Here is a 23,205-nt window from a genome sequence, read left to right as displayed (position 1 = left end):
CGTCACCAGGCCACCGAGTAGTCGGGGTCGGATTCGGCCTTCTCCGGGGGATACACCTGTTTCACCCGTCCGTTCTGAATCTGCATGAGCACCGCGGCCGAGTTCACGTTCTCCCCGTCTGGTCCGAACCGGACAGGGCCGTCGCCGACGGTGAGCGGGTCGATCTGCGCCCTGGCGATCCCGTTGCGCACGGCCGCCGGGTCGGTGCTGCCCGCCTCCTCGACACCCGCGGCGATGGCCTGCACCGCGTCGTAGGACAGGACCGCACCGGTGCGCATCGGTGCTCCGAAACGCTGTCGGTACTCCGCACGCAGCCGCCGGGTCTCGGGGTTCTGCGCGTCGAAGTGGTAGTTGGTGCTGAAGTACCGGTCGCCGAGTTCTCCGGCGTCGGACACGAATTTCGGCTGGTCGTAGGCGCCGTTCGAGACGCCCCACACCGCGTCGAGGTCGGGTTTGACGGCGTCGATGGCCTGCGCGATGAGCAGGCTGTCGCCGTAGTACCCAGCCACGACGAGGACGTCGGCATCCGAGGCCTTGACCTGCGTGATCTGGGAGGTGAAGTCCGAGGCCGTCGTCGCGTCGTAGCTGACCCGCGGGCCGACCTCCATGCCCAGCTTTCGGGCCGCGGCCTCGAACGTGTCGGCCGCTCCCGTGCCGAAGTCCGTCTGTTCGTGGAGCACGGCTACCCGTCCGGCCGGTTCACCGGCCTGCTCGGACACCTGTTTTAGGTAGTCGGCCGCGGACTCGGAGATCTTGGCACTGCCCGGCTGCACACGGAACGAGTGCCGATAGCCGTGCTGGAAGATCTCGTCGGAGGCGGTCACGTCCATGACGAACGGCACCTCGTTGCGCTCGGCCACGACGGCCACGTTGCTGCTGACCGAACTCTGATAAGTGCCGACCAGGCCGACCGCGCCGTCCGAGATCAGCCGCTGAGCCTCGCTCTGGCCGATCTCGGGTTTTCCCTGGGTGTCGGCGGTCGTCAGCTGAACCCTGCGGCCGCCGAGCGAGGCGATGCCGCCGGATTCGTTGATCTGCTCGACCGCGAGTTGTGCACCACGTCGCATCTGCAGTCCGTCGACCGCCATCGACCCACTGACCGGGTGCAGCGCCCCGATCCTGACCGGACCGTCACCACTCCCGGCGGCATCGACCGCGGCGCCGGACGGTGCGGAACCACCGCAGCCCGCGGCGGCGAGCAACGCGCCCACGCCGAGGACGGCGATCAGCCTGCGAACGATCATCTCTGATCCCTGTTCCCTGAAGTGTTCCACCGAAGGAAGTTGTTCCGCTCGAAGAAACATCATGTCGAAGTTGAGCTATCGTGACACCGGCCGCAGTGCTAGGTCAACAACCTTGCACAGCTTGACTCTCCGCGATCAGCAGTGCGAACTTGGTCAGCAGGGGAAAGCGTGGGTCGCGAAACACGGCGTTCATCGGTGTTCCCCTAACCGAAACGCACAACGAAAGGCAGGTGCCGCCCCATGACGGGCGCATTGTCGGGAATCCGCGTCCTGGACGTGGCAACGCTGTTCGCCGGCCCACTGGCCGCGACCACACTCGCCGATTACGGCGCCGAGGTCATCAAGATCGAGCACCCGAACGGCGATCCGGTCCGCAACCACGGTGCACAGCGCGACGGTGTCGGCCTGTGGTGGAAGCTGCTGGGACGCAACAAGAAGGCCGTCACGCTCTACCTCGGATCCCCTGAGGGCCAGGAGATCTTCCGCGAGATGGTCGCCGACGCGGACGTGGTGATCGAGAACTTCCGGCCCGGCACGCTCGAACGCTGGGGTCTCGGCTACGACGAGCTCCGCGCGATCAACCCAGGGATCGTCCTCACCCGGGTCACCGGGTTCGGCCAGGTCGGGCCCTACGCCAAGCGCCCCGGGTTCGGCACGCTCGCCGAGGCGATGAGCGGATTCGCCGCCATCACGGGCGACCCGGACGGCCCGCCGATGCTGCCGCCGTTCGGGCTCGCCGACGGCATCGCGGCATTGGCGACGTCCTTCGCGGTCACGACGGCCCTGCGTGCGAGGGAGCAGACCGGCCACGGGCAGGTCGTCGACATGGCCATCATCGAGCCGATCCTGACCCTGCTCGGGCCGCAGATCATCGCCTACGACCAGCTCGGTGTGCTGCAGGAACGCACCGGAAACCGCTCGAGCAACAACGCGCCCCGCAACACCTACCGCACCAGGGACGGCAGCTGGGTCGCGATCTCCACGAGCGCCCAGTCGATCGCCGAACGCGTCATGCGCCTCGTGGGCAGGCCGGAGTTCATCGACGAGCCCTGGTTCGCCAGCGGAGCCGAGCGCGCCCGGCACGCCGACGAACTCGACGAGGCGGTCGGATCGTGGATTGCCGCGCGCGACCGCGACGAGGTCATCAAGGCCTTCGAGGAGGCGGAGGCCGCGATCGCGCCGATCTACACGGCGGCCGACATCGTCGAAGACCCGCAGTTCCAGGCGCTCGGCACGATCGCAACGCTGCCCGACGACGAACTCGGCCCGGTTCGCATGCAGAACGTGCTGTTCCGGATGTCCGAGACGCCCGGTGCGATCAACTGGACCGGCCCGCCGGTCGGCGCGCACACCGAGGAGGTCCTCGGCGAGTACGGCGTGACGCCCCAGCGCCTGGCCCGGCTCCGCGAGCAGGGGATCGTCCGGTGACCGCACCGGTGCGGACGTGGCTCTACGTTCCCGCCGACCGCTCCGACCGGATCGCCAAGGCGCTGGCCTCCGACGCCGACGCCGTCATCCTCGACCTCGAGGACGCCGTCGCTCCGGAGGCCAAGGAGCAGGCACGGCGCAACGCCGTCGCGACCCTCGCCGACGGCAACCGCGCGTACGTACGCGTCAACGAGCCCGGCACGCCACACGGGACGGCCGATGTGGACGCACTCGCCACGGCTTCCGTGCCACCAGCCGGGGTCCGGATTCCCAAGTGCAAGGACCCGGAACGGCTGAGCGCCGTCGCCGAGAGACTGTCCGTTCCCGTGCACCCGGTCGTCGAATCGGCACTCGGCGTGGAACGGGCCTACGCACTCGCCACGGCGCATCCCCTCGTGTCCGGCATCTCCCTCGGGGAGGCCGACCTCGCGGCGGACCTGCGCGTCACCGACCGGAACGCGCTCACGTGGCCGCGGTCGCGGGTGGTCGTCGCGGCCCGCGCGGCGGGCCTGTCCAGTCCCGCGCAGAGCGTGTGGACCGCGGTCCGTGACCTCGACGGCCTGCGCGGTGACACCGAGGAGGGACGACGGGCGGGCTTCTTCGGCCGGTCGGTCATCCATCCGGCACAGATTCCCGTGGTGCACGAGGCCTGCCGCCCCGACCCCGACGAGGTGGCGTGGGCACGGTCGCTCGTGGACACGGTGCGCGATTCCGGCGAAGCGGCGTGGATCGACTCCGCGGGCCGCTTCGTCGACAAAGCAGTCGTCGAACGAGCGCTGTGGCTGCTCGCCATCGCCGACGAGGACCCGAACGTCAAGGAAGGCCAGACGTCATGACACGTTCCCAGGACCCGCTGCTCGCCGCCGTCTCCGGCGGGGTCCGGCTCTACGAGCTCGGGCAGCCCTTCTTCACGGGCATGCCCTGCTCGCCGAACCACCCCGGTTTCCGGATGACGCTCATCCGCAGGCACGGCGACATGGAACGCCCCGACGGCGGTTCGGCCGCCAACGAGATCATCGTCACCGGCGGCCACGTCGGCACCCACATCGACGCGCTCTCGCACGTGAGCCACTGCGGCGAGCTCCACGGCGGGGTCGACGCTGCGGAGGCTCAGCAGGGCGGCACGTTCAGCACGCACGGCGCGGAGAACCTGCCCGGGCTGCTGCGGCGTGCGGTGCTGCTCGACGTCGCGGCCGTCCACGGCGTCGATACGCTGCCGGCCGGGTACGGCGTCACGGCCGACGATCTCGCCGAGGCCGCCAAGCTGGCGGGTGCCGAACCGGGCCAGGGTGATGTCGCATTGGTGCGCACCGGCTGGGCACGCAACTTCGCGGATGCCGCGACGTACATGGGCAAGGAGACCGGTGTGCCGGGGCCGACCGTGGAAGCGGGACGGTGGCTCGCCGATCGGGGCGTCGTCGCGACGGGCGCCGACACCACCGCCTACGAGCAGATTCCCGCGGGCGCGGGACACGCCGTGCTGCCGGTGCACCGAGTCCTGCTCGTCGAATCGGGCATCTTCATCATGGAGCACCTCAACCTCGAGGAGGTCGCCGAGGCGGGCGTCCGCGAGTTCACCTTCCTGCTCGCTCCCCTGCGCATCACCGGCGGCACCGGTTCGCCGATCCGTCCGCTCGCGGCGGTGAGCGCATGACCACACTCGTCCAGCACCTCGCCGGATTCGCCACGACCACCCGCGACGACGGGCTCGCCCCCGAACTGCGGGACGACGTCGCGCGCCGGGTCCTCGACGTACTCGGCAACAGCCTCGCCGCGACGGCCGAACCGCCCGCGGAAGCGGTCGGTGCGCTCGTGCGCGAATGGGGCGGCGCAGGAAGATCCACCGCGATCGGCGCGCAGCCGGTACCGGAGCCGAGCGCCGCACTGCTGAACGGCACCCTCGCCCATTCGCTCGACTTCGACGACACGCACCTGCCGTCGGTGCTGCATCCGTCCGCCTCCGTGGTGCCCGCCGCGTTGGCGGTCGCCGAGTCGCATGGCGCCGGCGGCGCCCAGCTGCTCGACGCGATCGGCGTGGGTATCGAGGTGGCTGTCCGGCTCGGCATGGCGGGCTACGATTCCGACCTCGGCAACTCGGTGTTCTTCGAACACGGCCTGCACGCCACGGCGATCTGCGGCGCCGTCGGTGGCGCGGTGTCTGCCGCCATGCTGTCCGGTGTGGATACCGACGGCATCGCCCACGCCGTGGGCATCGCGGCGAGCATGGGGTCCGGGTTGCTCGAGGCGAACCGGACGGGCGGCACCGTCAAGCGGATCCACTGCGGCTGGGCCGCGCACGCCGCCGTCACCGCCGCGGGGCTGGCACGCACGGGCATCACAGGACCCCCGACCGTGCTCGAGGGCCGCTTCGGCATGCTGCAGGCGTTCTGCGGCGACCGGGTCGACCTCGACGCCGTCACGTCCGGGCTCGGCGAGCGATGGGAGCTGCCGGGCATCTTCTTCAAGCCCTACCCGTGCAACCACTTCACGCACGCGGGCATCGACGCGGCGCTCCGGCTACGGGCCCGCGGGGTCGACCCCGCCGCGATCGAGAGCATCGAACTCGGCGCGCCCACGGCGGTGTTGCGGACCATCGGCGAGCCTCCCGAGGAGAAGGCCGTCCCCACGTCGGGATACCACGCGGCGTTCTCCGGCCCGTACACCGTGGCCGCGGCGCTGCTCGGCGGCGGCGGGCTCGGCGTGTTCCACGAGGACTTCACCGATACCGCGGCCGCCGATCCGGACCGGCTGGCCCTCGCCGCCAAGGTGACGTGTGTTCCCGACGCGGAATGCGACGGGATCTTCCCGCACCAGTTCCCCGCGGTGCTCCGAGTCCGGCTCTCCGACGGGAGCGAGCTCACCGAGCGGGTGAACGCCAACCGGGGCGGCCACGGCAACCCGCTGTCGGCCGACGAGCTGGCGACGAAGTTCCGCCTCAATGCCGGCCGGGCGGTCACCGAGGAGCGCGCCGAACGGATCACCGAGCTCACCTACGGACTCGCCGGGCTGCCCGGCGTCACCACGTTGACCCGGGAACTCGCCGCAGACGCCTGACGTCGATCCGCTCGCCCGTTCCCGGAACGCCCGGGAACGGGCGAGCACCTCGAAGCCGTGTTGCGCTATCCGGGGCCCATGTTGCGGATTCCGGGAGCCGTGTCGCGGTGCCCGAGCGGCGGCGTCGGCAGGCGCCGCCCTCCGCTCCGGACGCGGACCCGGTCGACCATGTCCCGTCGCCCGCGGGAACCTCGGGTCAGGAGTTCACATCCACGGCCTGGAACGTCGTGTAGTGGTCGGGCGTGTAGACGATCTCACCGTCCTCGCCGGAGATCACGCGGTCCTCGGAACCCACGTCGAACAGCTGGTAGTAGCCGGCGTCGCAGTCCGGCAGCACGCCCTCACGGTTCTCGTAGGTGGGGCCGGTGGCACCGCCGCGGACGTCGGCGACGACGGCCTGCGCCTCCTGCGACAGCGACGACAGCGCGACCGTGTCCAATCCGGACGTGTCACCGCACGCCGGTTCCTGCGGCGGAGGCGTGCCGCCGTCGCCGGTGTCGATGAGGATGAAGCTCGCATAGTGGTCGTCGGTGTAGAAGTACTCGCCACCGCTTCCCGCCACGATGCGCCGCGCTCCGCGATCATCGCTGCCGGGGGTCTCCACGGTGTACTCGCGGTAGTAGCCCTCGTCGCAGTCGGGCAGCAGACCCTCACGGTTCTGGAAGACCGTGTCGTCCTCCGGGTACGGGTACGGCCCGTCGCTCTGGATCAGTTCGTAGGTGTCGGTCGCCTCCGCCGGCAGGTCCCCGAGCGGAGTCGTCTCGAATCCGGAGGTGTCACCGCATTCCGGCTGGGCCGCGACCGGGGCCGCGAGCTCGGCACCGGCGGCCGGAGCCGCCGATCCGAGGCCGCCCACGAGAGCCACGAGCAGACCGAGAAGCATCGTCACGAGTCGTGATCGGTGAAAGCGCGATCGGTGAGTGCTCATGAGCGGACGGTAGCCCTCCGGCGTGACACCCGCCTAGCCGAGAAATGAACGATTAACCGAATCATCGCAGACAACGTCAGCTCTTGACCGGCATTCAGGGACATCCGGACACAGGACGGACGTATGGGGTGTACATCCGCAGTTCGGACGCTCACGGTGGTCACATCAGCCGACCGGCCGATCAGCCCGGGTCGGCGCCCGCGGCCGTCAGCGCCGGGATCTCCGGGTGGTCGAGCAGGGCGTCGACGACGGCGTCCACGGCCGCCCGCGGGGCGCTGCCACTGCGCACGACGATCGTGACGTTGCGGTGCACCGGCGTGGTCAGCTCGCACGTCGCGACCGCACGGTCGGCGGGGACGGCCAGGGCCGGCAGCAATGTCACCGCCCTGCCCGCCTCCACCTCGCCCAGCTGCAGCAGGTAGTTGCTGAAGCGGCTCGCGGTCCGTGGTTCGAAGCCGGACTGCCGGCACAGTCTGCGGGTCAGCTCGGCCATGTACGAGCCCGTGCGGTCGCCGGTCCACGTCTCGTCGGCGCACGCGGCGAGGTCCACGGCACGTCGGCGCGCCAGTGGATGCGCCCTGGGCAGCACGAGTACGACCGGATCGGTGCCCAGCGGCACGATCTCCAGGTCACGGCCCCATGGGAACTCGACGTAGTCGGTGGTCGTGATGATCACGTCGAGGTCGCCGGTCCGCAGCGCGGGGCCGCTCTCGTGCGGTTCGGACTCCACGAGTTCGACCTGCAACTGCGGGTGCGAGTCGGCCAACCGCGTCACGGCAGGCACGGCGAGCGGCTGGATCGCGCTCTGAAACGCCCCGACCCGGACCGTGCCGATCGGCTCGTCACCGAGCATGCGCAACTCGGCCTCGGCCTCGGCCATGCGGTCGAGGATCTCCCTGCCCCGCCGTGCCAGCAGGCTGCCCTGCCGGGTGAGCCGCACACGCCTGCCGGTCCGTTCCAGCAGCGTCGCCTTGGTCTCCGATTCGAGCACCGTGAGCTGCTGCGACACCGTCGAGGCACTCAGGTGCAGCGTCTCGGCCACCGCACGCACGGTGCCGAGACTTTCCAGCAGGGACAACAGCCGCAGTCGCCACGGGTTGAGCATGTCCCCAGTCTGCGCCGGATCGTTCGGGAAAACCGAACAGCGGCGTCGACATCGTGTGATGGACGCGATGCAACGAGCGTTCGTAGCGTCGGAGTATGACCGACACCGCGCACCTCATCCGCTATCAGGGCCGAGGCGGGTTCAACCCCTCCGTGATCGACCGTGCCGCAGGCACCTCGGTGTTCACCGAGGACGGCCGAGAACTGCTGGACTTCACGTCCGGCCAGATGAGCGCCATTCTCGGCCACTCCCATCCCGAGATCGTCGCCACTATCGGCGACCAGGCGGGCCGGCTCGACCATCTCTACAGCGGCATGCTCAGCCGGCCCGTGCTCGAGCTGTGCCGCAGGCTCGCCGACTCCCTGCCCGCACCGCTCGAGAAGACCATGCTCCTCAGCACCGGTGGCGAGGCGAACGAGGCAGCACTGCGCATGGCCAAGCTGGTCACCGGCGGACACGAGGTCGTCTCGTTCGCGCGGTCGTGGCACGGCATGACGCAGGCGGCCGCCGGCGCCACCTACAGCGCGGGCCGCGGCGGTTACGGTCCCGCGGCGCCGGGCAACTTCGCCCTTCCGGTGCCGGACCGGTTCCGGCCCGACATCGTCGACGCCGACGGCGAACTCGACTGGCGCCGCCAGCTGGAGCTGGCGTTCAACCTCATCGACGCGCAGTCAACCGGCAGTCTCGCCGCATGCCTCGTCGAGCCGATTCTCAGCTCCGGCGGCATCATCGACCTGCCGCCCGGCTACCTCGGTGCGCTGCGGGACAAGTGCCACGAACGCGGCATGCTGCTGATCCTCGACGAGGCCCAGACCGGCCTGTGCCGCACCGGCGACTGGTACGCCTTCGAACGGGACGGCGTCGTGCCGGACATCATCACGCTCTCCAAGACACTCGGCGCAGGACTGCCGCTGTCGGCGGTCGTGACGAGCGCCGAGATCGAGCAGCAGGCCCACGACCTCGGATTCCTGTTCCTGACCACCCACGTCAACGATCCGCTGCCCGCGGCCGTCGGCAACACCGTGCTCGACGTGCTCACACGCGACCGGCTGGATGTGCGCGCCGCGGAGCTCGGCGTGCGGTTGCGTGACGGCCTCGGTGAGCTCGCGACGCGGCACCCGGCCATCGGGGACGTACGCGGCCGGGGGCTCCTCGTCGGACTCGAACTGGTCACCCCCGGCGGCGGCACGGCCGACAGCGACCGGCTCGGCGCCGCCGTGACCCAGCGGGCGGGCGAACTCGGCCTGCACATGAACATCGTGCAGCTGCCGGGCATGGGCGGCACGTTCCGCATCGCCCCGGCGCTGACGGCCACCGAGGCCGAGATCGATCGTGGGGTGGAGATCCTCGACAAGGCACTCGGCGACGTCGCCTGAGGGCAGCGGCCCGGGTCGCGCCACCGCAGGCGCCACCCGGGCCGCGCGAGAGCCGGAGCCGTCAGCCCGTGCGCGTGTGCTGCACGGCGGTCACCCCGCCGTCGACGAGCAGGTCCGTGCCGGAGATGAAGCCGGCCGAAGAACCCGTGAGGAACGCGGCGGCCTCAGCGACGTCGGCTGCGGTGCCGACACGTCCGGCATTGGACACGGCGACCGCATCGCGCATCCTCGCGCCGTGCTCGCTGTCCAATTCGGACTTGCCCATGGGCGTGGCGATGATGCCGGGGCTGATCGAGTTGATGCGCGCACCGCGCCGGCCCCAGGCCTCGCTGGCCGCCTGCACCTGCATCAGGTTGACGCATTTGGCGAACGCGTACGCGACCCCCGGGCCTGCGAAACTGCCCTCCTCCAGCAGCGGGGACGCGGCGAGCTCGGCGGCAGGCATCGTGGCCAGTGCGCGCAGGTCCGCGGCCGGGACACCCGGGTTGGAATGGCCTGCCATACTGGCGATCACCACCCCCGACCCGCCCGGCGCGATCACCGCACCGAACCCATCGAGCGCGTACGCCACGCCGAGCAGGTCGACGTCGAGAATCGCCCGGACCGGCGCCTGCACGGGGGACAGTCCCGCAGTGTGCACCACGGTCCGGACGTCGCCGAGCGCCGCGGCCCGCTCCGCCAGGGCGCCGACCGATGCCTGCGAGGACACGTCGACCTCCGCGGACATCGCGTCGTAACCCTCGTCGAGCAGCCGGTTCGTCGCCGATTCCACTGCGGACGCGTCGACGTCGGCCAGCAGGACCCGCCTGCCCGGCCCGAGCCGCCGTGCCACCGCAATCCCCATGCCGCCGACGCCGGTCACCACGAGCACGTCCTCAGGCACTGTGCCCACCTCCGTTCCGTATGTAAACTAAGTTTACACTCACTCGAGCGACCGTCCCGCGAACGCGCCCGGAGGCAGCCATGAGCACGACACCCCGCGTCCTGACCGCAGCCAGCACGGTCGGCACCTGGCTCGAACACCCCGAAGGCGGCGCCGCGATCCGCGAGCTGCTCGAACAGGCGGGCGTGGGCGCCGACGCGCTGGCACCCGTGGCGAACCTCCCGCTTCAGGAACTCGTCACCCTCAGCCAGGGAAGGCTGTCGCAGGACGTCGTCGACGCACTCGTGCGGCGGGTCGGCGGCGGACCCGCCGACGCGGACGAGTCCGTGTGGCGGGAACGCATCACTCCCGGCCGCTTCGACGGCCGCACCGTCGTGGTCACCGGCGCGGCGTCCGGCATCGGCCGCGCCACGGCGCACCGCATTGCCGCTGAAGGCGGCAGTGTCGTGGCGGCCGACATCACCGAACCGGGGCTCGAGACACTGGCGTCCGAATCGGACACCGGCCGCATCACCACCGTCACGGGCGACATCACCCGCGACGACGACATCGACCGCATCGTCACCGCGGCGGGCGGCCGCATCGACGGACTCGCCAACGTCGCGGGGATCGTCGACGACTTCTCCCCCGCCCACGAGACGTCCGACGAGATGTGGCGCCGCGTGTTCGCGATCAACGTCGACGGCGTGTTCCGACTCACCCGCGCCGTGCTGCCCGCCATGCTCGAACGCCGCGCGGGATCCATCGTGAACGTCGCGTCGGAGGCCGCGCTGCGCGGCAACGCCGCCGGTATCGCCTACACCGCGGCCAAGCACGCGGTCGTCGGTATCACGAAGAACACGGCGTTCATGTACGGCCCGCACGGTATCCGCGTCAACGCGGTCGCCCCTGGCGGAGTCGCCACCGGCATCGCCCACGGCGGCGCGCCGGATTCGGCCTGGGGCAACGAGCGCACTCGTGACTTCCTCCGCATGATCCCGCCGATCGCGACGGCGCAGCACCTCGCGGCGTCGATCACCTTCCTGCTCAGCGACGACGGCGTGAACGTCTCCGGCGCGATCCTGCCCTCCGACGGCGGCTGGTCGGTGCAGTGACGTCGTACGGCGTGTCAGGGCAGCGGCGTGTCAGGGCAGCGGCGTGTCAGGGCAGCGGCGTGTCAGGGCAGCGGCGTTTCGGGGCTGCGGGTTTCAGGGCTGCGGGTTTCAGGGCAGCGGGGCGACGAGCTGCTGCACGATCGCGCCGTAGCGCGCGACGAGTTCGTCCCGGTCAGCGGCCAGGTCTTCGTCCCCCACCACCCACAGCGAGTACAGCAGCCCACCCACCGCGGCGGCCGCCATCCGGGCGCGCAGATCCGCGTCCGCACCGGACAGCCGGGCGCGCAGCGGCGCGACGAGCGCCTGTTCGTGAACCTCCCGCAGCCGTTCGGCGATCCGGCTCTCTCCGCTGCCGCGTACGAGTGCGAGGTACACGCCGCGAATGTCGTCCGTGGACAGCACGACCTCGACGAAGCGCCTGCCGAAGGATTCGATCGGCACGTCCAGTAACGGCTCGTCGTCGATGGTCAGCCGCATCGTCTCGAGGAACAGTTCCTCCTTGCTACCGAAGTAGCGGATGACGAGCGCCGCGTTCACTCCTGCGGCGCCTGCGATGTCCCGCACCGGTGTCCGCGCATATCCGCGGTCGAGAAACAGCCGCTCCGCGGCCGCCCGGATCGCCTCCCTGGTGGCCACTCCCGATCCCCGCTCCGACATGAGCGCCAGCCTAGGTGTTGCCGGCTGGGACGGCGCGATGCGCCGCGCTCACTCCCCGGTCGCGCAAGCTGTGAGGCACAGCACGGTGCCCTCTCCACCGGCCGCGACGTACAGGGTTCCGTCCGGCCCGGCGTCGATACCGGCGAACGGCACGGCCACTCCCGGGAGACCGTGGCTGAACAGGGCAGGCTGGGTGCGCCCACGTCCCGCCGGGAATGCGAGCGGCAGCTCGTCGGCCACCACCACCGGCTCACCGACGTCAGGGTCGACTGCGACCACCCGCCGCCGACCCGCCTCGACGACGAATACCACGCCGTCGGCGACGGTGACGCCGTGCGGTGCGTCCAGGCCGTCCACCACGATCTCGACACCAGTTTCCGTGATCAGGCCGACGGTTCCCGCATGCTCGTCGGTGACGTAGCAGCTGCCGTGAGTGCCGATCGCGACATCCACCGGTTCGGCGAGGCCGTCCGCGAGCACGACGACGTCGCTCACCCCACCGGCCGTCGTCACCGCGTCGGCGGGATCGACCTTCACGACCCGGCCCGCTCCGGTTTCCGCCACGACGAGTCCGCCGTCGGGCAGCTCGGCGATCCCCGTCGGACGCGCGAGCCCCTCGGCGTGCGTGATCACGCTGCGCGCTTCCGGATCGTAGGTTCGCACCGTCCCGAACTGGGAGGTCAGATGCAGGCCGCCGCCCTCGGTGGCCGCGGCGACACCATGGGTGAGCAGCAGCAGTTCCCGGGTGTCGGCCCTGCCGCCCTCGAGGCCGGCGAGCTGGTAGTTGTCCGCCGCGAAGACGGTTCCCGAGAAATGTACGGCCACGCCGTACGGACCTGCCAGGCCCGGCGTGGCGATCTCGCGTGCGCGTCCGTCGGGTGCGAGCTCGGCGATACCGCCCGCCGCAAAGCGGGAGACGAACATCCGGTTCTCGGCGTCGAAGGCGGCATTGTCCATTCCGGACAGATCACCGGGCGTGACACGGCGCCGACCGCCGGCGGACGATTCGAACCTGGTCACGATGCCTTCCACGCCGCGCGACAGCACCGTGAGCGTGCCCGCACGGTCGAAGCGCACCGCGACCGGCGCGTCGACGCCCGTCGCGACGACCTCCGGGCCGCCGCCGTCGGGCGAAACCCGATGCACCTCGCCGGTCAGCATGTGCGGGTAATACAGCATCCCGTCCGGCCCGAGCTGCATGGCGTTGCCCAGCATCAGATCCTCGGCGAGAACCGTTTGCCCGCCATCTGCCGCCAACTCCAGCAACCGGCCTCCGGCGCACATCTCGTTGACGAACAGCCGGTCGCCGACGCACGCGATCCCGTTCGGCACCGCGACGTCGTCGGAGACGAGGGTGACGGTGCCCGCGTGATCACGCCGCCACACGCGCCCGGGCGTGAGGTCCGTGATGTACATCGATCCGTCCGCGCCGAACGCGAGGTCGTCGGGTGCCTGCACCGGGCCGCGTTCGTCGACGACATGCTCGACGTCGCCCGAATCCAGGTCGAGGGCGCTGATCCGGCCGGCGACGAACTGCGCAACGTACAGCCGGCCGTCCGGCCCGAACGCGACGCCGTTCGAACCACGCAGTGGTCCCGGGCGGTTCATCCGCGTGACGTTCCGCATGTGGCGTGCCGACGGACGGGGCGCGCCGTCAGCCACCGCGGAGCACCTCCTCGATGCCGTCTCCGGAGCGCCACTCACGCAGCAGTCGTTGGAACGGACCCGGGCCGGGGCCATAGGTCTGCCGCGGACCGCGGGGACGACCCTCGTTGTTGTAGTACCCCGGCGTGCACTCGGCGTCGAACCATTCGCGGTCCGGAGACGTGCGGCCAATCGTCTCGGCCCACGAGGTCTCGGCCTCGACGGTCGGCTCGATCGACTTGACACCGCGGCGGCGAGCCTCCGCGATCATTTCCGCGACGTGGATCGCCTGTTCGTCCAGCACATGGGTGAAGTTCACCGACGGTGCGTTCTGCAACGAGCCGAGGTGGAACAGGTTCGGGAATCCGTTGCTGGTGAACCCGTGCAGGGTGCGTGGCCCGGCGACCGCCCATGACTGCAGCAGGTTCGTGCCGTCCCGGCCGTACACGGGCAGCCGCCCGGTCATGACGTCCGACATGCCGACCTCGAATCCGGTCGCGAAGATGACGCAGTCGACCGGGTACTCGGCACCGCCGACGACGATCGCCCGCTCGGTCATCCGTTCCACACCGCCGTGATCCGCCGTGTCGACGAGCGTGACGTTCGGCCGATTGAACGCCTGCAGGTACTCGTCACTGAAGGTCGGCCGTTTGCAGGCGTAGCGGTACCACGGTTTCAGCAGCTCCGCCGTCGCGGGATCGTCGACGACCCGGTCGACCCGCGCCCGGATCTCCGCCATCTTCTCCAGGTCGAGGAACTCTTCGATCTGCTCCCATTCGTCGGGGTCGACATCGTCGTGGGCGTCCGTGCTGATGATCTTGCCGAGGACTTGGCCACTCGCGGTCCACGCGTCGGCCACGAGATCCTCGTCGGTGGCGTGCCCCGTGACGACCGCCTGGAAGTTCTCTCGCCGCCGCGTGTGCCAGCCGGGTCCGAGGGAGGCCGCCCACTCGGGATCCGTCGGCCGATTGTCACGGACGTCCACAGTGGATGGCGTGCGCTGGAAGACGTAGAGGTGCTCGGCGTCTCGAGCGACGGCCGGCACGACCTGGATGCCGGTGGCGCCGGTGCCGATGACGGCGACGCGCTTGTCGGCAAGACCGGCCAGACCGCCGCCGGGGTCGCCTCCGGTGTAGCCGTAGTCCCACCGGCTCGTGTGGAACGTGTGCCCGGCGAAGTCCTCAATACCGGGAATACGCGGCAGTTTGGCGTGATCGAGGGTGCCGTTCGACACGACGACGTACGTCGCGCGCACCTCGTCGTCACGGTCGGTACGGACGATCCATTCGCCGTCGTCCCACCGGAGCTCGCGGACTCCGGTCTGGAACAGCGCATCGGTGTAGAGATCGAACGTGCGGCCGATCGCCATCGCGTGCTGGCGGATCTCCTCACCCGGCGCATACTTCCACCGCGGCATGTACCCGACCTCTTCGAGCAGCGGAAGGTACACATACGACTCGATGTCGCAGTGGATGCCCGGGTAGCGATTCCAGTACCAGGTGCCGCCGAAGTCGCCGGCCTTCTCGACGATGCGAATGCGTTCGAGCCCGGCCTGCCGCAGCCGCGCACCGGCGAGCAGGCCGCCGAACCCGCCACCGACGACGACGGCGTCGACCCGGTCGGTCAGCGGCTCCCGCGTGAACCCGGATTCGACGTACGGATCCGCGGCGTAGTAGCCCCATTCGCCCTCCGCACGCCGGTAACGGGTTGACGTGTCGGTGCGGACACGGCGTTCGCGCTCCGCGCGGTACCGCTCGCGCACTCCGTCGAGGTCCGCGCCGAGCCGTGCACTCAGCTCGGACAACCGGGGAATCGACATACCGCCCCTTCTCGTGCCGGCCCACCACACGGAGGCGGCAGGCCGTGACACATTTTCAGTCAAGTGCCTTACCTGGACGATAGACTACCGGGACGGCTCATCGCCGTGACATATGGGGCACCTGGCCGCGCCCGGCCAGGTCAGGGTCGGCGGAACGACCGCATCCGCCGCAGGTACCGGAGCAGACCACGCAGCGGCACCGGTCTCGGCCACGCCTCGGGTCGGAAGTAGGCGTCGGTTCCGCCGTCCACGAACACGACGCTGCCCACCATGAAGTCGGCGGCATCGGACAGCAGGAACACGATCCAGTCCGCCAGCTGTGCCGGATCGCCGAAACCACCCGCCGGGACCGGGAACGAGGCCACCGCCCTGGCCGACGACGGATCGGCGAGCTGATGTTCCAGCAGCGGGGTCAGGATCGCCCCCGGCGCCAACGCGTTGAGCCGGATTCCGGAGCCCGCCCACTCCGGCGTCACGGCTTCACGCCGGACCCAATGACTCACCGCGAGCTTCGATCCGCCGTAGCTCATCACCGCACGGGCCGGGCCGTGGCATCGCAGGGCCCGCACGGCCTTGGCGCCGTCGCCCGCGAGCAACGCCCGCACCACGCGCCGCGGCACCAACGGAGTCGTGGTGGTCGAATTGCTGGACAGGACCACCACTCGGCCGCCTCCTCCAGCGGCCAGCGCGGGCCGCCACGACCGCAGCAACTCGGTCACGCCGAAGTAGTTGACCTCGACGATCTCTCGTTCCCGGCCCCGCACCGGGCCGAGTCCGGCGGCCAGCACGGCACCGTCGAGCCGCCCGGCGCAGGCCTCGAGAACCGCCTCCGCAGCGTTCCGCCGACCGGCCGGTGCGGCCAGATCGACCACCACGTCCGCGTCGCGCAGATCCACGCCGAGGACGGTGTGCCCGGCGGCACGCAGGTTGTCGACCGCCGCCCGGCCCATTCCGGAAGCGGCTCCGGTGACCGCGTACACACCCATACCACTCACCTTTCCGCGCGTGCGGCGGAACATAGCAACGACCCACCGCTGCGCCGCAGTACCGTTTCAATCAGTGGTGGACTGCGTCGACCGGTGGTGGTGTGCCGCTCGGTGGCGACGTCGGCCGGTCCCCGAGCGATTCACGCATCCTCCGGCAACACCGGTTGCCGGAGGATGGTCCGCCGCTTCTCCGACGGTGTCCTGCGCGGATCGCTGAAGTAGATCTCGTGATGGGTCCCGGTCATCCGCAACCCGCGTGCGGGGATGACGTCGTGGTGCATCGTGGCGAGCACGGGCGCCTCGTCGTCAAACGAGCCGACGTGCAACGTCTGGACACAGGTTCCTTCGGAGAGCACGTCACACCGGACGTCGTCGATGCGGGCGGGGCGCTTCTTCGTCGCGACGGCGGAGATGGCGGCCTCGACCATGCCGCCGTCGACCCACTCCGGCACCATGATCAGCATCGTCCACGACCACTGTGTCTTGTCCCGCCCCGTGGTGAACGCGGCCATGTCGTCGGCCCACCACAGTCCTTCCAGCGGCGGCACGACGTAGTCCCTGCCGAGGTCGCGTTTGCTGGCGAACTTCAGCGTGTAGGCCACCGGGTACAGCGCGCCGAGGGCGTCGGCGAACGCGGCCGACGTGTTCGGGTCGCCGTGCCCGTCGACCATCAGGAACCGCTGGTCCGGCACGTCGACGACGTCGAACCTGCCTTTCCGGGCGCGGTAGCCGTCGATCGTCTTCGTGACGTCGACTTTCTCGGTGGCGGCCATGGTCCGATCGTCCCGCATCCGGGTGCGGGTGTCGTGGGAACGGTCGTCCCGGGAACCGTTGGCCGGGAGGTCGTACGGTGGTCGATATGACCCCGATGCGCGTTCTGCCCGTCGTCGGCACCGCTGCGCTCGTGCTGCTCACCGGTTGTTCGTCCGCCCCCTCCGACGGCTCGGCGGAACGTGCCGACGCCCGAGGCAGCGCCGAGACCGTGGTCACGGGACTCGACGCACCGTGGTCGATCGCGTTCGCCGGGGACACGCCGCTGGTCAGTACGCGCGACGACGGCGAGATCCTCGAGATCATCGACGACGGCACGCGGGTGGCCGGGACGATCGACGACGTGGAACCCGGCGGCGAGACCGGATTGATGGGACTGGCCACCGACGACCGGGATCGCCTGTACGTCCACTCGACCGGGCCGGACGGCAATCGCGTCGAGCGCTACGCCGTCGAGGGTGAGCCGGGGGCACTGTCGCTCGGTGACGCCGAGACGATCGTCGACGGCCTGCCGTCCGCGACGATCCACTCCGGGGGCCGGATCGCGTTCGGGCCCGACGGCATGCTGTACGTCACGGTGGGCGATGCCGGGGACTCCGACGACGCGCAGGACCGCAGCAACCCCGCCGGGTCGATTCTGCGGTTGACACCGGACGGCGACGTGCCCGACGACAATCCGTTCGACGGCTCGCCGGTGTTCAGCTACGGACACCGCAACCCGCAGGGACTCGCCTGGGCCGCCGACGGCACCATGTTCGCGTCCGAGTTCGGCGCGGACACGTGGGACGAACTCAACGTCATCGAGCCGGGCCGCAACTACGGCTGGCCCGTCGTCGAAGGGATCGGCGGCGACGAGCGGTTCACCGACCCGGTCCAGCAGTGGCGGCCGGACGAGGCCAGCCCGAGTGGCATCGAGATCCACGACGGGACGATCCACATCGCCAACCTGCGCGGCGAAGTGTTGCGCACGGTGCCGGTCGCCGACCCGTCGTCGTCGTCCGAGTTGCTGGCGGGCGAGTACGGCCGGCTGCGCGACGTCACCACGACACCCGACGGTGACCTGTGGATCCTGACCAACAACACCGACGGCCGAGGGTCACCCACCGACGGCGACGACCGGATCCTCCGCCTGACCGGCCGGTGACCGGCAGCGGGTCGGCGCTACCCGGCAGGCTTCGCCGCCCCGCGAACCGAGCGCGTCCGGCCCCGACGTCGCCACAGTCGCTCGGACCGGATCAACCGACCCGTTCGACGGCTGCGGCGCCGATCCCTTCTTGGCCTGCGGAGTCCGCATCGCCGGAACCCGGGTCGGCGGCGACCGGCCGGGAATCGGACGGGTCGCGGTCCAGCATCCCGGCCACAACCGCGATTCCGAGGCCGACGACGGCCAGCACCGCGCCGATGATCGCGGGCGAGGCGTACCCCAGTCCGGCACTGATCCCGACGCCACCGAGCCACGCTCCACCGGCATTGGCCAGGTTGAACGCCGAATGGTTGGACGCCGCCGCCAGGGTCGGAGCCCTCCCCGCCTTCTGCATGATCAGCACCTGCAGCGGTGCGGTGACCCCGAATCCGACGGCGCCGAGCACGACGGTCATGACCACCGCCGACCACGGCGCGTCGATCGCGAACCAGAACACCAGCAGCGCGACGGCGAGTGCCATCAGTGAGCCGTAGATCGTCGGCCGCAGCGCGCGGTCCGCCAGCGGACCCACGATCAGCGACCCCGCGGTCATACCGGCACCGAACAGGGCCAGCACCACCGGCACCGCGCCGTCCGACAATCCGGCCAATTCGGTCAGCATCGGGGAGATGTAGCTGTAGACGGCGAAGACCCCGGCGAACCCGAACACCGCGGTCGTCAGCCCGAGCACGACCTGCTTCCTGCCGAGCGCGACCACCTCCGTCCGCAGGCCGACGCCCTCCGGCTTCGGCAGCGCAGGCACGAACGCTGCTACACCGGCCGCGGCGAGCAGCCCGAGCACGCCGACGACGAGGAACGCAGCGCGCCAGCCGAAGACCTGGCCGAGGAACGTGCCAGCCGGGACGCCGACGATGTTGGCCACCGTCAGCCCCATCAAGACGCGGGCGACGGCCGTGGCCTGCCGCGCCGGCCCGACGAGCTGGGCGGCGACGAGGCTCGCCGCGCCGAGGTAGGCACCGTGCGGCAGCCCGGCGATCACCCGCGACGCGAACACGCCGCCGTAGCCCGGTACGAACACGGTCGCGACGTTGCCCAGGACGAACAGCGCCAGGAACGCCAGCAGCGCCTGCTTGCGGCCCAGCCTGGTCGCCACCGCCGTCAGCAGTGGCGCGCCGACCACCACGCCGAGCGCGTAGGCCGAGATGAGGTTGCCCGCGGTGGCCACGGACACGTCGAGACCGCCCGCCACCTGCGGCAACAGGCCCATGATGACGAACTCGGTGGTACCGATGGCGAACGCTCCGAGCGCGAGAGCGCACAACGCCACAGCCATGAGGGCATACCTTTCCTGCACATCGGACGAGGGAAACGGCGACGGACGGGCCGGGCCCCCGGCGATGGAGGCCGGTTTGGCACGTGCCAAATCCACGGTCTCAGGACCTCTCGGGATCGTTCAAGTCGCAGGGCTGTGATCTGCCTCGCCGGCCGACGTCGGCCACGGCGCCGTGCGGGTCGCCGGTACGATCCCGGACACACCTCGCGCCGGTCCGGAGGCAGCGATCAGGAGGCAGTGATGCCGCGGTCGGAGGACTGCGAACCCACCCGACGTCCCACGATGGCCGACGTCGCGGCACGCGCCGGGGTGTCCCGCCAGACGGTGTCGCTCGTACTCGGCGACAAGCCGGGCCCGAACCCGCACACCCGTGAGCACGTCCTGCGCGCAGCCGAGGACCTCGGCTTCCACGCCGACACGGCGGCCCAGCTGCTGCGGCGGGCGCGCAGCCGTCAGCTCGGCGTGCTGTTCACCATGGAGCATTCCCTCGACCCGCTGGTGATCGAGGGGCTGTACGCCGCGGCCGCCGGTCTCGACTACAGCATCGTGCTCAGTGCGATCCTGCCCACCCGTGGCGTACGGCAGGCCGTGGACGAACTGCTCGGCCTCCGCTGCGAAGCGATCATCCTCATCGGACTGTCCATCGAGTCGCCTTCCCACCTGACCAAGATCGCGCGGCAGGTTCCGGTCGTCGAGATCGGCCAGCACACCGGCGGAGCGGGCATCGACAGTGTGCGTACCGCCGATGAGGAGGGTGCCCGAATCGCCGTCGATCACCTCATCGAACTCGGCCACCGCAGGATCGTCCACGTCGACGGCGGCCACCTGCCCGGCGCCGCCGACCGGCGGAGTGCCTACCGCGGGCGGATGGCCGAGCACGGGCTTTCCGAGTACGTCGAGATCCTGCCGGGTGACTACACCGAGGAGTCCGGCGTCCGCGCCGCCGTGAAGCTGCTGTCCCGTTCGGACCGGCCGACCGCGGTGTTCGCCGCCAACGACAGCTGCGCGGAAGGACTACTGCACACGTTCGGGCGCGCGGGCCTGCGCGTGCCCCGCGACCTGTCGATCGTGGGCTACGACGACACCCGCGCGGCCGGCATGTCCTACGTGGACCTGACCACCGTCAGGCAGGACGCCACCGCGATGGCCGAGTTCGCCGTGCAAGCCTGCGCGGAACGCCTCGACGAACAGCGCACCGCCGCGAAGGACGTCGTCCTCACCCCGACGCTCACCGTCCGCGGCAGCACCGCCACACCCTGAACCACTGCGACGTCAACCCACCGGCAACCACAGCGCCGGCAATCACAGCGCCGTGATCGTGCTCGGTGCCGACGCACCGATCCGCCGGACCTGCACGTTCCGTTGCGGCCGGCGCTCGGTACGCCAACCGCGTCCCTACCGCCAGTCCTCGTTCTTGTTGTTCTCCCAATCACCGATGACCGGTGGTGCGATGACCTGTTCGGGAGCGAAGACATCCTCCCCGTCCTCGAGGTAGCCCGCCACACGGTGCTCCTTGTCCTCCTCACCTTTCCGGCCCGAGGCACCCATCCCGGGTGCCATCCCACCGGCCATACCGCTGCCTGCCGCGCCGGCACCGTTCGCGCCGCCGGTCACGTGCTGTGTGCCGGCAGCGCCGGAGGTGCCTCCCGCGCCCCACGATCCGCTCCCGGTGGCCGGACCGCGCCCTCCGGCGTTGGCACTGCCGGGACCGCCGGCGAGCGCTCCGCCGATCGCTCCACTGCTGCCGGCCGCGGCCGCGCCTCCGAGCCTGCTGCTGATGTCACCGTTCACCGCGCCGGACCAGCCGGACGGGTTGCCGCCCGAGGGGTGCAGGTCCGGGGCGCTGAACTTCGGCGGTACGTACGACGAGGCACCCGTGCCGCTGCGGTCGACGTCCGGGATGTCGGGCGCGCTCGGCGAGAAGGATCCGCCGCCCTCCGGCACGTCCGGCACCTGCGGCACGTCCGGCGAGAACGACTGCCCACGGCCGTCCGGCACCTGCGGCCCGTTCGCCGCGAACGGCTGTCCGCCCCGCGGAGCGTCCGGCATCGCCGGTGGGGTCGGCGAGAAGGACTCGCCACCCTGCGGCACGCCAGGCACATCCGGGACATCCGGCGCATACGACCCACCACGCGCGGCCTCCGGCGAGAACGACTGCCCGGCACCGTCCGGCACTTGCGCCGCGAACGGCCGGCCCTCGCCGCCGGACCCTGCCGGGGTGATCGCACCGTCGCCCTCTCCGGCCGGGCCGCCGGGCGCGTACGAGCGGCCGACCGGTGACGCGGTCCCGGCAGCCGGCTGAGCCTCCTGTCCGGCGGCGCCGAACGAATCCGGTTCCTGGACCTGTGGCATTGCCGCGGGCGTGGCCGCCGCTCCCCCTCCGGCGGCCGGCGCGCCGGGGGACGCTGTGGCCCGCGGTCCGGCGAGCGCGGGCGGCGGCGAGAACAGTGGCATGTCGACGGCGCCTCCGACGGTCTCGTCGAACTGCGTCATGATCCGGGCTGCCTGCCCTCGCCTGGCCTCGCTCTCCTGCATCGTCTGCATTTCCTGCTGGACCGCCATGGCGTAGGCCGTCGGATCACCGATGTCGGCCAACCGCCGGTTGGCCTCTCCCGCGGAGAATGGCAACGGCGGGTTGCCATCCATCTGCTTCTGCGTCTCGTTGAGCGTCTGCGAGTGGATCTGTTGCTGACGTCCGGTGAGGACGGCACCCTGCGCCGTCGAACCCAACCACTTGGCGACGCCGGCGAGATGCTCCCTCGCGGCATCTCCACCGTCGCCCTGCCAATCGCCCATGCTGTCGTTGATCGCGTCCGCGACAGCTTGCTGGTGCAGGGTCAGCTCGTTGCCGGTCTTCACCCATTCCTCGGAGGTCTCGGCGACCGCCGCGGAATCGGCCTGACTGCTGAGTGTCTCGACCATCTGCTCGTGCGAGGCGTTCTCCCACACGGTCCTCGGCACCTCGCCCGCCTGGCGGATCTCCAGGCCTTCGTCCATACCGGCCCGGTCGCTGGTGAGGAACCCCTGATAAAGAGCCTGGGTGAACGCGTCGCCGAAAGCACTGAACGGGAAGACGTCCGACAGCGCCTCCGCGACGTCGCGGAACTCGTCACCCGACTCCGCCTTGTCGCTGATCTCGCCGACGTAGAACGGCGACGACGAGTCCACCGTCACGTCGTAGTGAGGACTGTCGGGGTCGTAGTTCTCGCTCTGCGGGTCCGAAACCGCCTGCGTCTTCTCTTCCGGAGTGGACGTGGACACGGTCGTGACACCTCTTTCGGCCGGAGGGAAAAGTCAGAAGCGGTCGTGGAAACTCTCGAGCTCGCCGCGGGTTCCCGACTCGGTGTCGGCGTACCGGCGTTTGGCCTCGCGGATCGCCTCGATGTACTGCGGAAGCTCTTCCTTCGCCTGGCGCAGTTGGGTGAGCAGACCGCGCTCGTCGGCGGCCGTGTTGACCGTGTGCTGCGCCACCCACTTCGCGGTCGATGTCGCGCTCAGCGGCGGCGACGTCTCGAGCTTCGAGAGCGTCGCCCAGCGGTTATTGAGGGCTTCCAGAATGTCCTCGAGTGCGCTGATCATCCGGTTCCCCGTGGTCTCGTCGACCGTGAAACCGCCGTCGGTCGCCATGCGCTTGAGCTCACGCCCGCTCAGCATCGGGACCCCTCGCTCGGCCGCCCTCAGCACCGGACCTGCCGCCACCGCCGCGGGTTGGATCTCGCGCGTCTCGTCCTCACTCATC

The 23,205-nt window shown here is 70.5% G+C and carries 20 protein-coding genes; 8 read left to right on the top strand and 12 right to left on the bottom strand.

Annotation, left to right across the window (positions count from 1 at the left end; translation table 11 throughout):
* Positions 1-2 precede the first annotated feature (2 nt).
* On the bottom strand, positions 3-1,244 hold the full coding sequence (locus LY40_RS19720) for an ABC transporter substrate-binding protein (protein ID WP_258937773.1): 1,242 nt from the start codon (positions 1,242-1,244) through the stop codon (positions 3-5).
* A 240-nt stretch (positions 1,245-1,484) separates the two neighbouring features.
* Between LY40_RS19720 and LY40_RS19715 the strand changes: the two genes are divergently transcribed.
* The 4 genes from LY40_RS19715 to LY40_RS19700 are packed head-to-tail and all read left to right on the top strand — an operon-like array spanning position 1,485 to position 5,726.
* Positions 1,485-2,672 (top strand): CaiB/BaiF CoA transferase family protein, encoded by a 1,188-nt coding sequence (locus LY40_RS19715; RefSeq protein ID WP_183784685.1) that lies wholly within the window; start codon positions 1,485-1,487, stop codon positions 2,670-2,672.
* Positions 2,669-3,508: an HpcH/HpaI aldolase/citrate lyase family protein gene (locus tag LY40_RS19710; protein ID WP_258937772.1), complete on the top strand. Its 840-nt coding sequence runs from the start codon at positions 2,669-2,671 to the stop codon at positions 3,506-3,508. Before LY40_RS19715 ends, LY40_RS19710 begins: the two co-directional genes overlap by 4 nt.
* On the top strand, positions 3,505-4,326 hold the full coding sequence (locus tag LY40_RS19705) for a cyclase family protein (RefSeq protein WP_183784681.1): 822 nt from the start codon (positions 3,505-3,507) through the stop codon (positions 4,324-4,326). The genes LY40_RS19710 and LY40_RS19705 overlap by 4 nt, the downstream gene beginning before the upstream one ends.
* Entirely contained in the window at positions 4,323-5,726 is a 1,404-nt protein-coding gene (locus LY40_RS19700) for an MmgE/PrpD family protein (RefSeq protein ID WP_183784679.1), read from the top strand. Before LY40_RS19705 ends, LY40_RS19700 begins: the two co-directional genes overlap by 4 nt.
* Before the next feature lie 196 nt (positions 5,727-5,922).
* Here LY40_RS19700 and LY40_RS19695 read toward each other — a convergent pair whose 3' ends face one another.
* Complete coding sequence (locus tag LY40_RS19695) at positions 5,923-6,654, bottom strand: ribonuclease domain-containing protein (RefSeq protein ID WP_258937771.1); 732 nt, start codon at positions 6,652-6,654, stop codon at positions 5,923-5,925.
* A 181-nt stretch (positions 6,655-6,835) separates the two neighbouring features.
* Entirely contained in the window at positions 6,836-7,759 is a 924-nt protein-coding gene (locus LY40_RS19690; RefSeq protein WP_258937770.1) for a LysR family transcriptional regulator, read from the bottom strand.
* A 95-nt stretch (positions 7,760-7,854) separates the two neighbouring features.
* Here LY40_RS19690 and LY40_RS19685 point away from each other — a divergent pair, with 95 nt between their 5' ends.
* Positions 7,855-9,135 carry an aspartate aminotransferase family protein gene (locus tag LY40_RS19685; RefSeq protein WP_258937769.1) on the top strand — a complete coding sequence of 427 codons (1,281 nt, stop codon included), beginning with the start codon at positions 7,855-7,857 and terminating at the stop codon, positions 9,133-9,135.
* A 61-nt stretch (positions 9,136-9,196) separates the two neighbouring features.
* On the opposite strand, the gene LY40_RS19680 is transcribed toward LY40_RS19685, so the two are convergent.
* A complete protein-coding gene (locus LY40_RS19680; protein WP_258937768.1) occupies positions 9,197-10,018 on the bottom strand; it encodes an SDR family oxidoreductase in 822 nt (273 codons plus the stop codon).
* An 80-nt stretch (positions 10,019-10,098) separates the two neighbouring features.
* On the opposite strand from LY40_RS19680, the gene LY40_RS19675 reads away from it, so the two are divergent.
* Complete coding sequence (locus LY40_RS19675; RefSeq protein ID WP_258937767.1) at positions 10,099-11,112, top strand: SDR family NAD(P)-dependent oxidoreductase; 1,014 nt, start codon at positions 10,099-10,101, stop codon at positions 11,110-11,112.
* 108 nt (positions 11,113-11,220) lie between these two features.
* On the opposite strand, the gene LY40_RS19670 is transcribed toward LY40_RS19675, so the two are convergent.
* The 5 genes from LY40_RS19670 to LY40_RS19650 form a co-directional block, all read right to left on the bottom strand.
* Complete coding sequence (locus tag LY40_RS19670; protein ID WP_258937766.1) at positions 11,221-11,769, bottom strand: TetR/AcrR family transcriptional regulator; 549 nt, start codon at positions 11,767-11,769, stop codon at positions 11,221-11,223.
* Positions 11,770-11,817: 48 nt separating this feature from the next.
* Positions 11,818-13,377 carry a hypothetical protein gene (locus LY40_RS19665; RefSeq protein ID WP_258937765.1) on the bottom strand — a complete coding sequence of 520 codons (1,560 nt, stop codon included), beginning with the start codon at positions 13,375-13,377 and terminating at the stop codon, positions 11,818-11,820.
* Between the two features lie 46 nt (positions 13,378-13,423).
* Positions 13,424-15,232, bottom strand: a complete 1,809-nt coding sequence (locus LY40_RS19660) for a flavin-containing monooxygenase (RefSeq protein ID WP_258937764.1) — start codon at positions 15,230-15,232, stop codon at positions 13,424-13,426.
* Positions 15,233-15,372: 140 nt separating this feature from the next.
* Positions 15,373-16,218 (bottom strand): SDR family oxidoreductase, encoded by an 846-nt coding sequence (locus tag LY40_RS19655; RefSeq protein ID WP_183784665.1) that lies wholly within the window; start codon positions 16,216-16,218, stop codon positions 15,373-15,375.
* A 140-nt stretch (positions 16,219-16,358) separates the two neighbouring features.
* Complete coding sequence (locus tag LY40_RS19650; RefSeq protein ID WP_183784663.1) at positions 16,359-16,991, bottom strand: GyrI-like domain-containing protein; 633 nt, start codon at positions 16,989-16,991, stop codon at positions 16,359-16,361.
* Between the two features lie 86 nt (positions 16,992-17,077).
* Here LY40_RS19650 and LY40_RS19645 point away from each other — a divergent pair, with 86 nt between their 5' ends.
* Positions 17,078-18,133 (top strand): PQQ-dependent sugar dehydrogenase, encoded by a 1,056-nt coding sequence (locus tag LY40_RS19645; RefSeq protein WP_183784661.1) that lies wholly within the window; start codon positions 17,078-17,080, stop codon positions 18,131-18,133.
* 91 nt (positions 18,134-18,224) lie between these two features.
* On the opposite strand, the gene LY40_RS19640 is transcribed toward LY40_RS19645, so the two are convergent.
* Complete coding sequence (locus tag LY40_RS19640; protein ID WP_183784659.1) at positions 18,225-19,466, bottom strand: MFS transporter; 1,242 nt, start codon at positions 19,464-19,466, stop codon at positions 18,225-18,227.
* Positions 19,467-19,706: 240 nt separating this feature from the next.
* Between LY40_RS19640 and LY40_RS19635 the strand changes: the two genes are divergently transcribed.
* The gene (locus tag LY40_RS19635) at positions 19,707-20,726 is read left to right on the top strand and encodes a LacI family DNA-binding transcriptional regulator (protein WP_258937763.1); all 1,020 of its coding nucleotides are present in this window, start codon (positions 19,707-19,709) and stop codon (positions 20,724-20,726) included.
* A gap of 135 nt (positions 20,727-20,861) precedes the next feature.
* On the opposite strand, the gene LY40_RS19630 is transcribed toward LY40_RS19635, so the two are convergent.
* Together LY40_RS19630 and LY40_RS19625 are read right to left on the bottom strand one after the other, a co-directional pair.
* Positions 20,862-22,727 carry a hypothetical protein gene (locus LY40_RS19630; protein WP_258937762.1) on the bottom strand — a complete coding sequence of 622 codons (1,866 nt, stop codon included), beginning with the start codon at positions 22,725-22,727 and terminating at the stop codon, positions 20,862-20,864.
* Between the two features lie 33 nt (positions 22,728-22,760).
* Positions 22,761-23,204 carry a hypothetical protein gene (locus LY40_RS19625; RefSeq protein ID WP_258937761.1) on the bottom strand — a complete coding sequence of 148 codons (444 nt, stop codon included), beginning with the start codon at positions 23,202-23,204 and terminating at the stop codon, positions 22,761-22,763.
* Position 23,205 lies beyond the last annotated feature (1 nt).

Origin of the sequence: Prauserella salsuginis (assembly GCF_024648885.1) — a bacterium.
Lineage (GTDB): Bacteria > Actinomycetota > Actinomycetes > Mycobacteriales > Pseudonocardiaceae > Prauserella > Prauserella salsuginis.
The sequence above is the reverse complement of the archived record's forward strand: the minus strand, read 5'-3'. Positions and strand labels throughout refer to the sequence as shown.

Coding starts and splice junctions, on each gene's coding strand:
- LY40_RS19650 (WP_183784663.1), bottom strand. CDS start 16,991: ATGGCCGCCACCGAGAAAGTCGACGTCACGAAGACGATCGACGGCTAC.
- LY40_RS19685 (WP_258937769.1), top strand. CDS start 7,855: ATGACCGACACCGCGCACCTCATCCGCTATCAGGGCCGAGGCGGGTTC.
- LY40_RS19720 (WP_258937773.1), bottom strand. CDS start 1,244: ATGATCGTTCGCAGGCTGATCGCCGTCCTCGGCGTGGGCGCGTTGCTC.
- LY40_RS19640 (WP_183784659.1), bottom strand. CDS start 19,466: ATGGCTGTGGCGTTGTGCGCTCTCGCGCTCGGAGCGTTCGCCATCGGT.
- LY40_RS19665 (WP_258937765.1), bottom strand. CDS start 13,377: ATGAACCGCCCGGGACCACTGCGTGGTTCGAACGGCGTCGCGTTCGGG.
- LY40_RS19670 (WP_258937766.1), bottom strand. CDS start 11,769: ATGTCGGAGCGGGGATCGGGAGTGGCCACCAGGGAGGCGATCCGGGCG.
- LY40_RS19700 (WP_183784679.1), top strand. CDS start 4,323: ATGACCACACTCGTCCAGCACCTCGCCGGATTCGCCACGACCACCCGC.
- LY40_RS19635 (WP_258937763.1), top strand. CDS start 19,707: ATGCCGCGGTCGGAGGACTGCGAACCCACCCGACGTCCCACGATGGCC.
- LY40_RS19690 (WP_258937770.1), bottom strand. CDS start 7,759: ATGCTCAACCCGTGGCGACTGCGGCTGTTGTCCCTGCTGGAAAGTCTC.
- LY40_RS19625 (WP_258937761.1), bottom strand. CDS start 23,204: ATGAGTGAGGACGAGACGCGCGAGATCCAACCCGCGGCGGTGGCGGCA.
- LY40_RS19715 (WP_183784685.1), top strand. CDS start 1,485: ATGACGGGCGCATTGTCGGGAATCCGCGTCCTGGACGTGGCAACGCTG.
- LY40_RS19695 (WP_258937771.1), bottom strand. CDS start 6,654: ATGAGCACTCACCGATCGCGCTTTCACCGATCACGACTCGTGACGATG.
- LY40_RS19705 (WP_183784681.1), top strand. CDS start 3,505: ATGACACGTTCCCAGGACCCGCTGCTCGCCGCCGTCTCCGGCGGGGTC.
- LY40_RS19655 (WP_183784665.1), bottom strand. CDS start 16,218: ATGGGTGTGTACGCGGTCACCGGAGCCGCTTCCGGAATGGGCCGGGCG.
- LY40_RS19675 (WP_258937767.1), top strand. CDS start 10,099: ATGAGCACGACACCCCGCGTCCTGACCGCAGCCAGCACGGTCGGCACC.
- LY40_RS19645 (WP_183784661.1), top strand. CDS start 17,078: ATGACCCCGATGCGCGTTCTGCCCGTCGTCGGCACCGCTGCGCTCGTG.
- LY40_RS19660 (WP_258937764.1), bottom strand. CDS start 15,232: ATGTCGATTCCCCGGTTGTCCGAGCTGAGTGCACGGCTCGGCGCGGAC.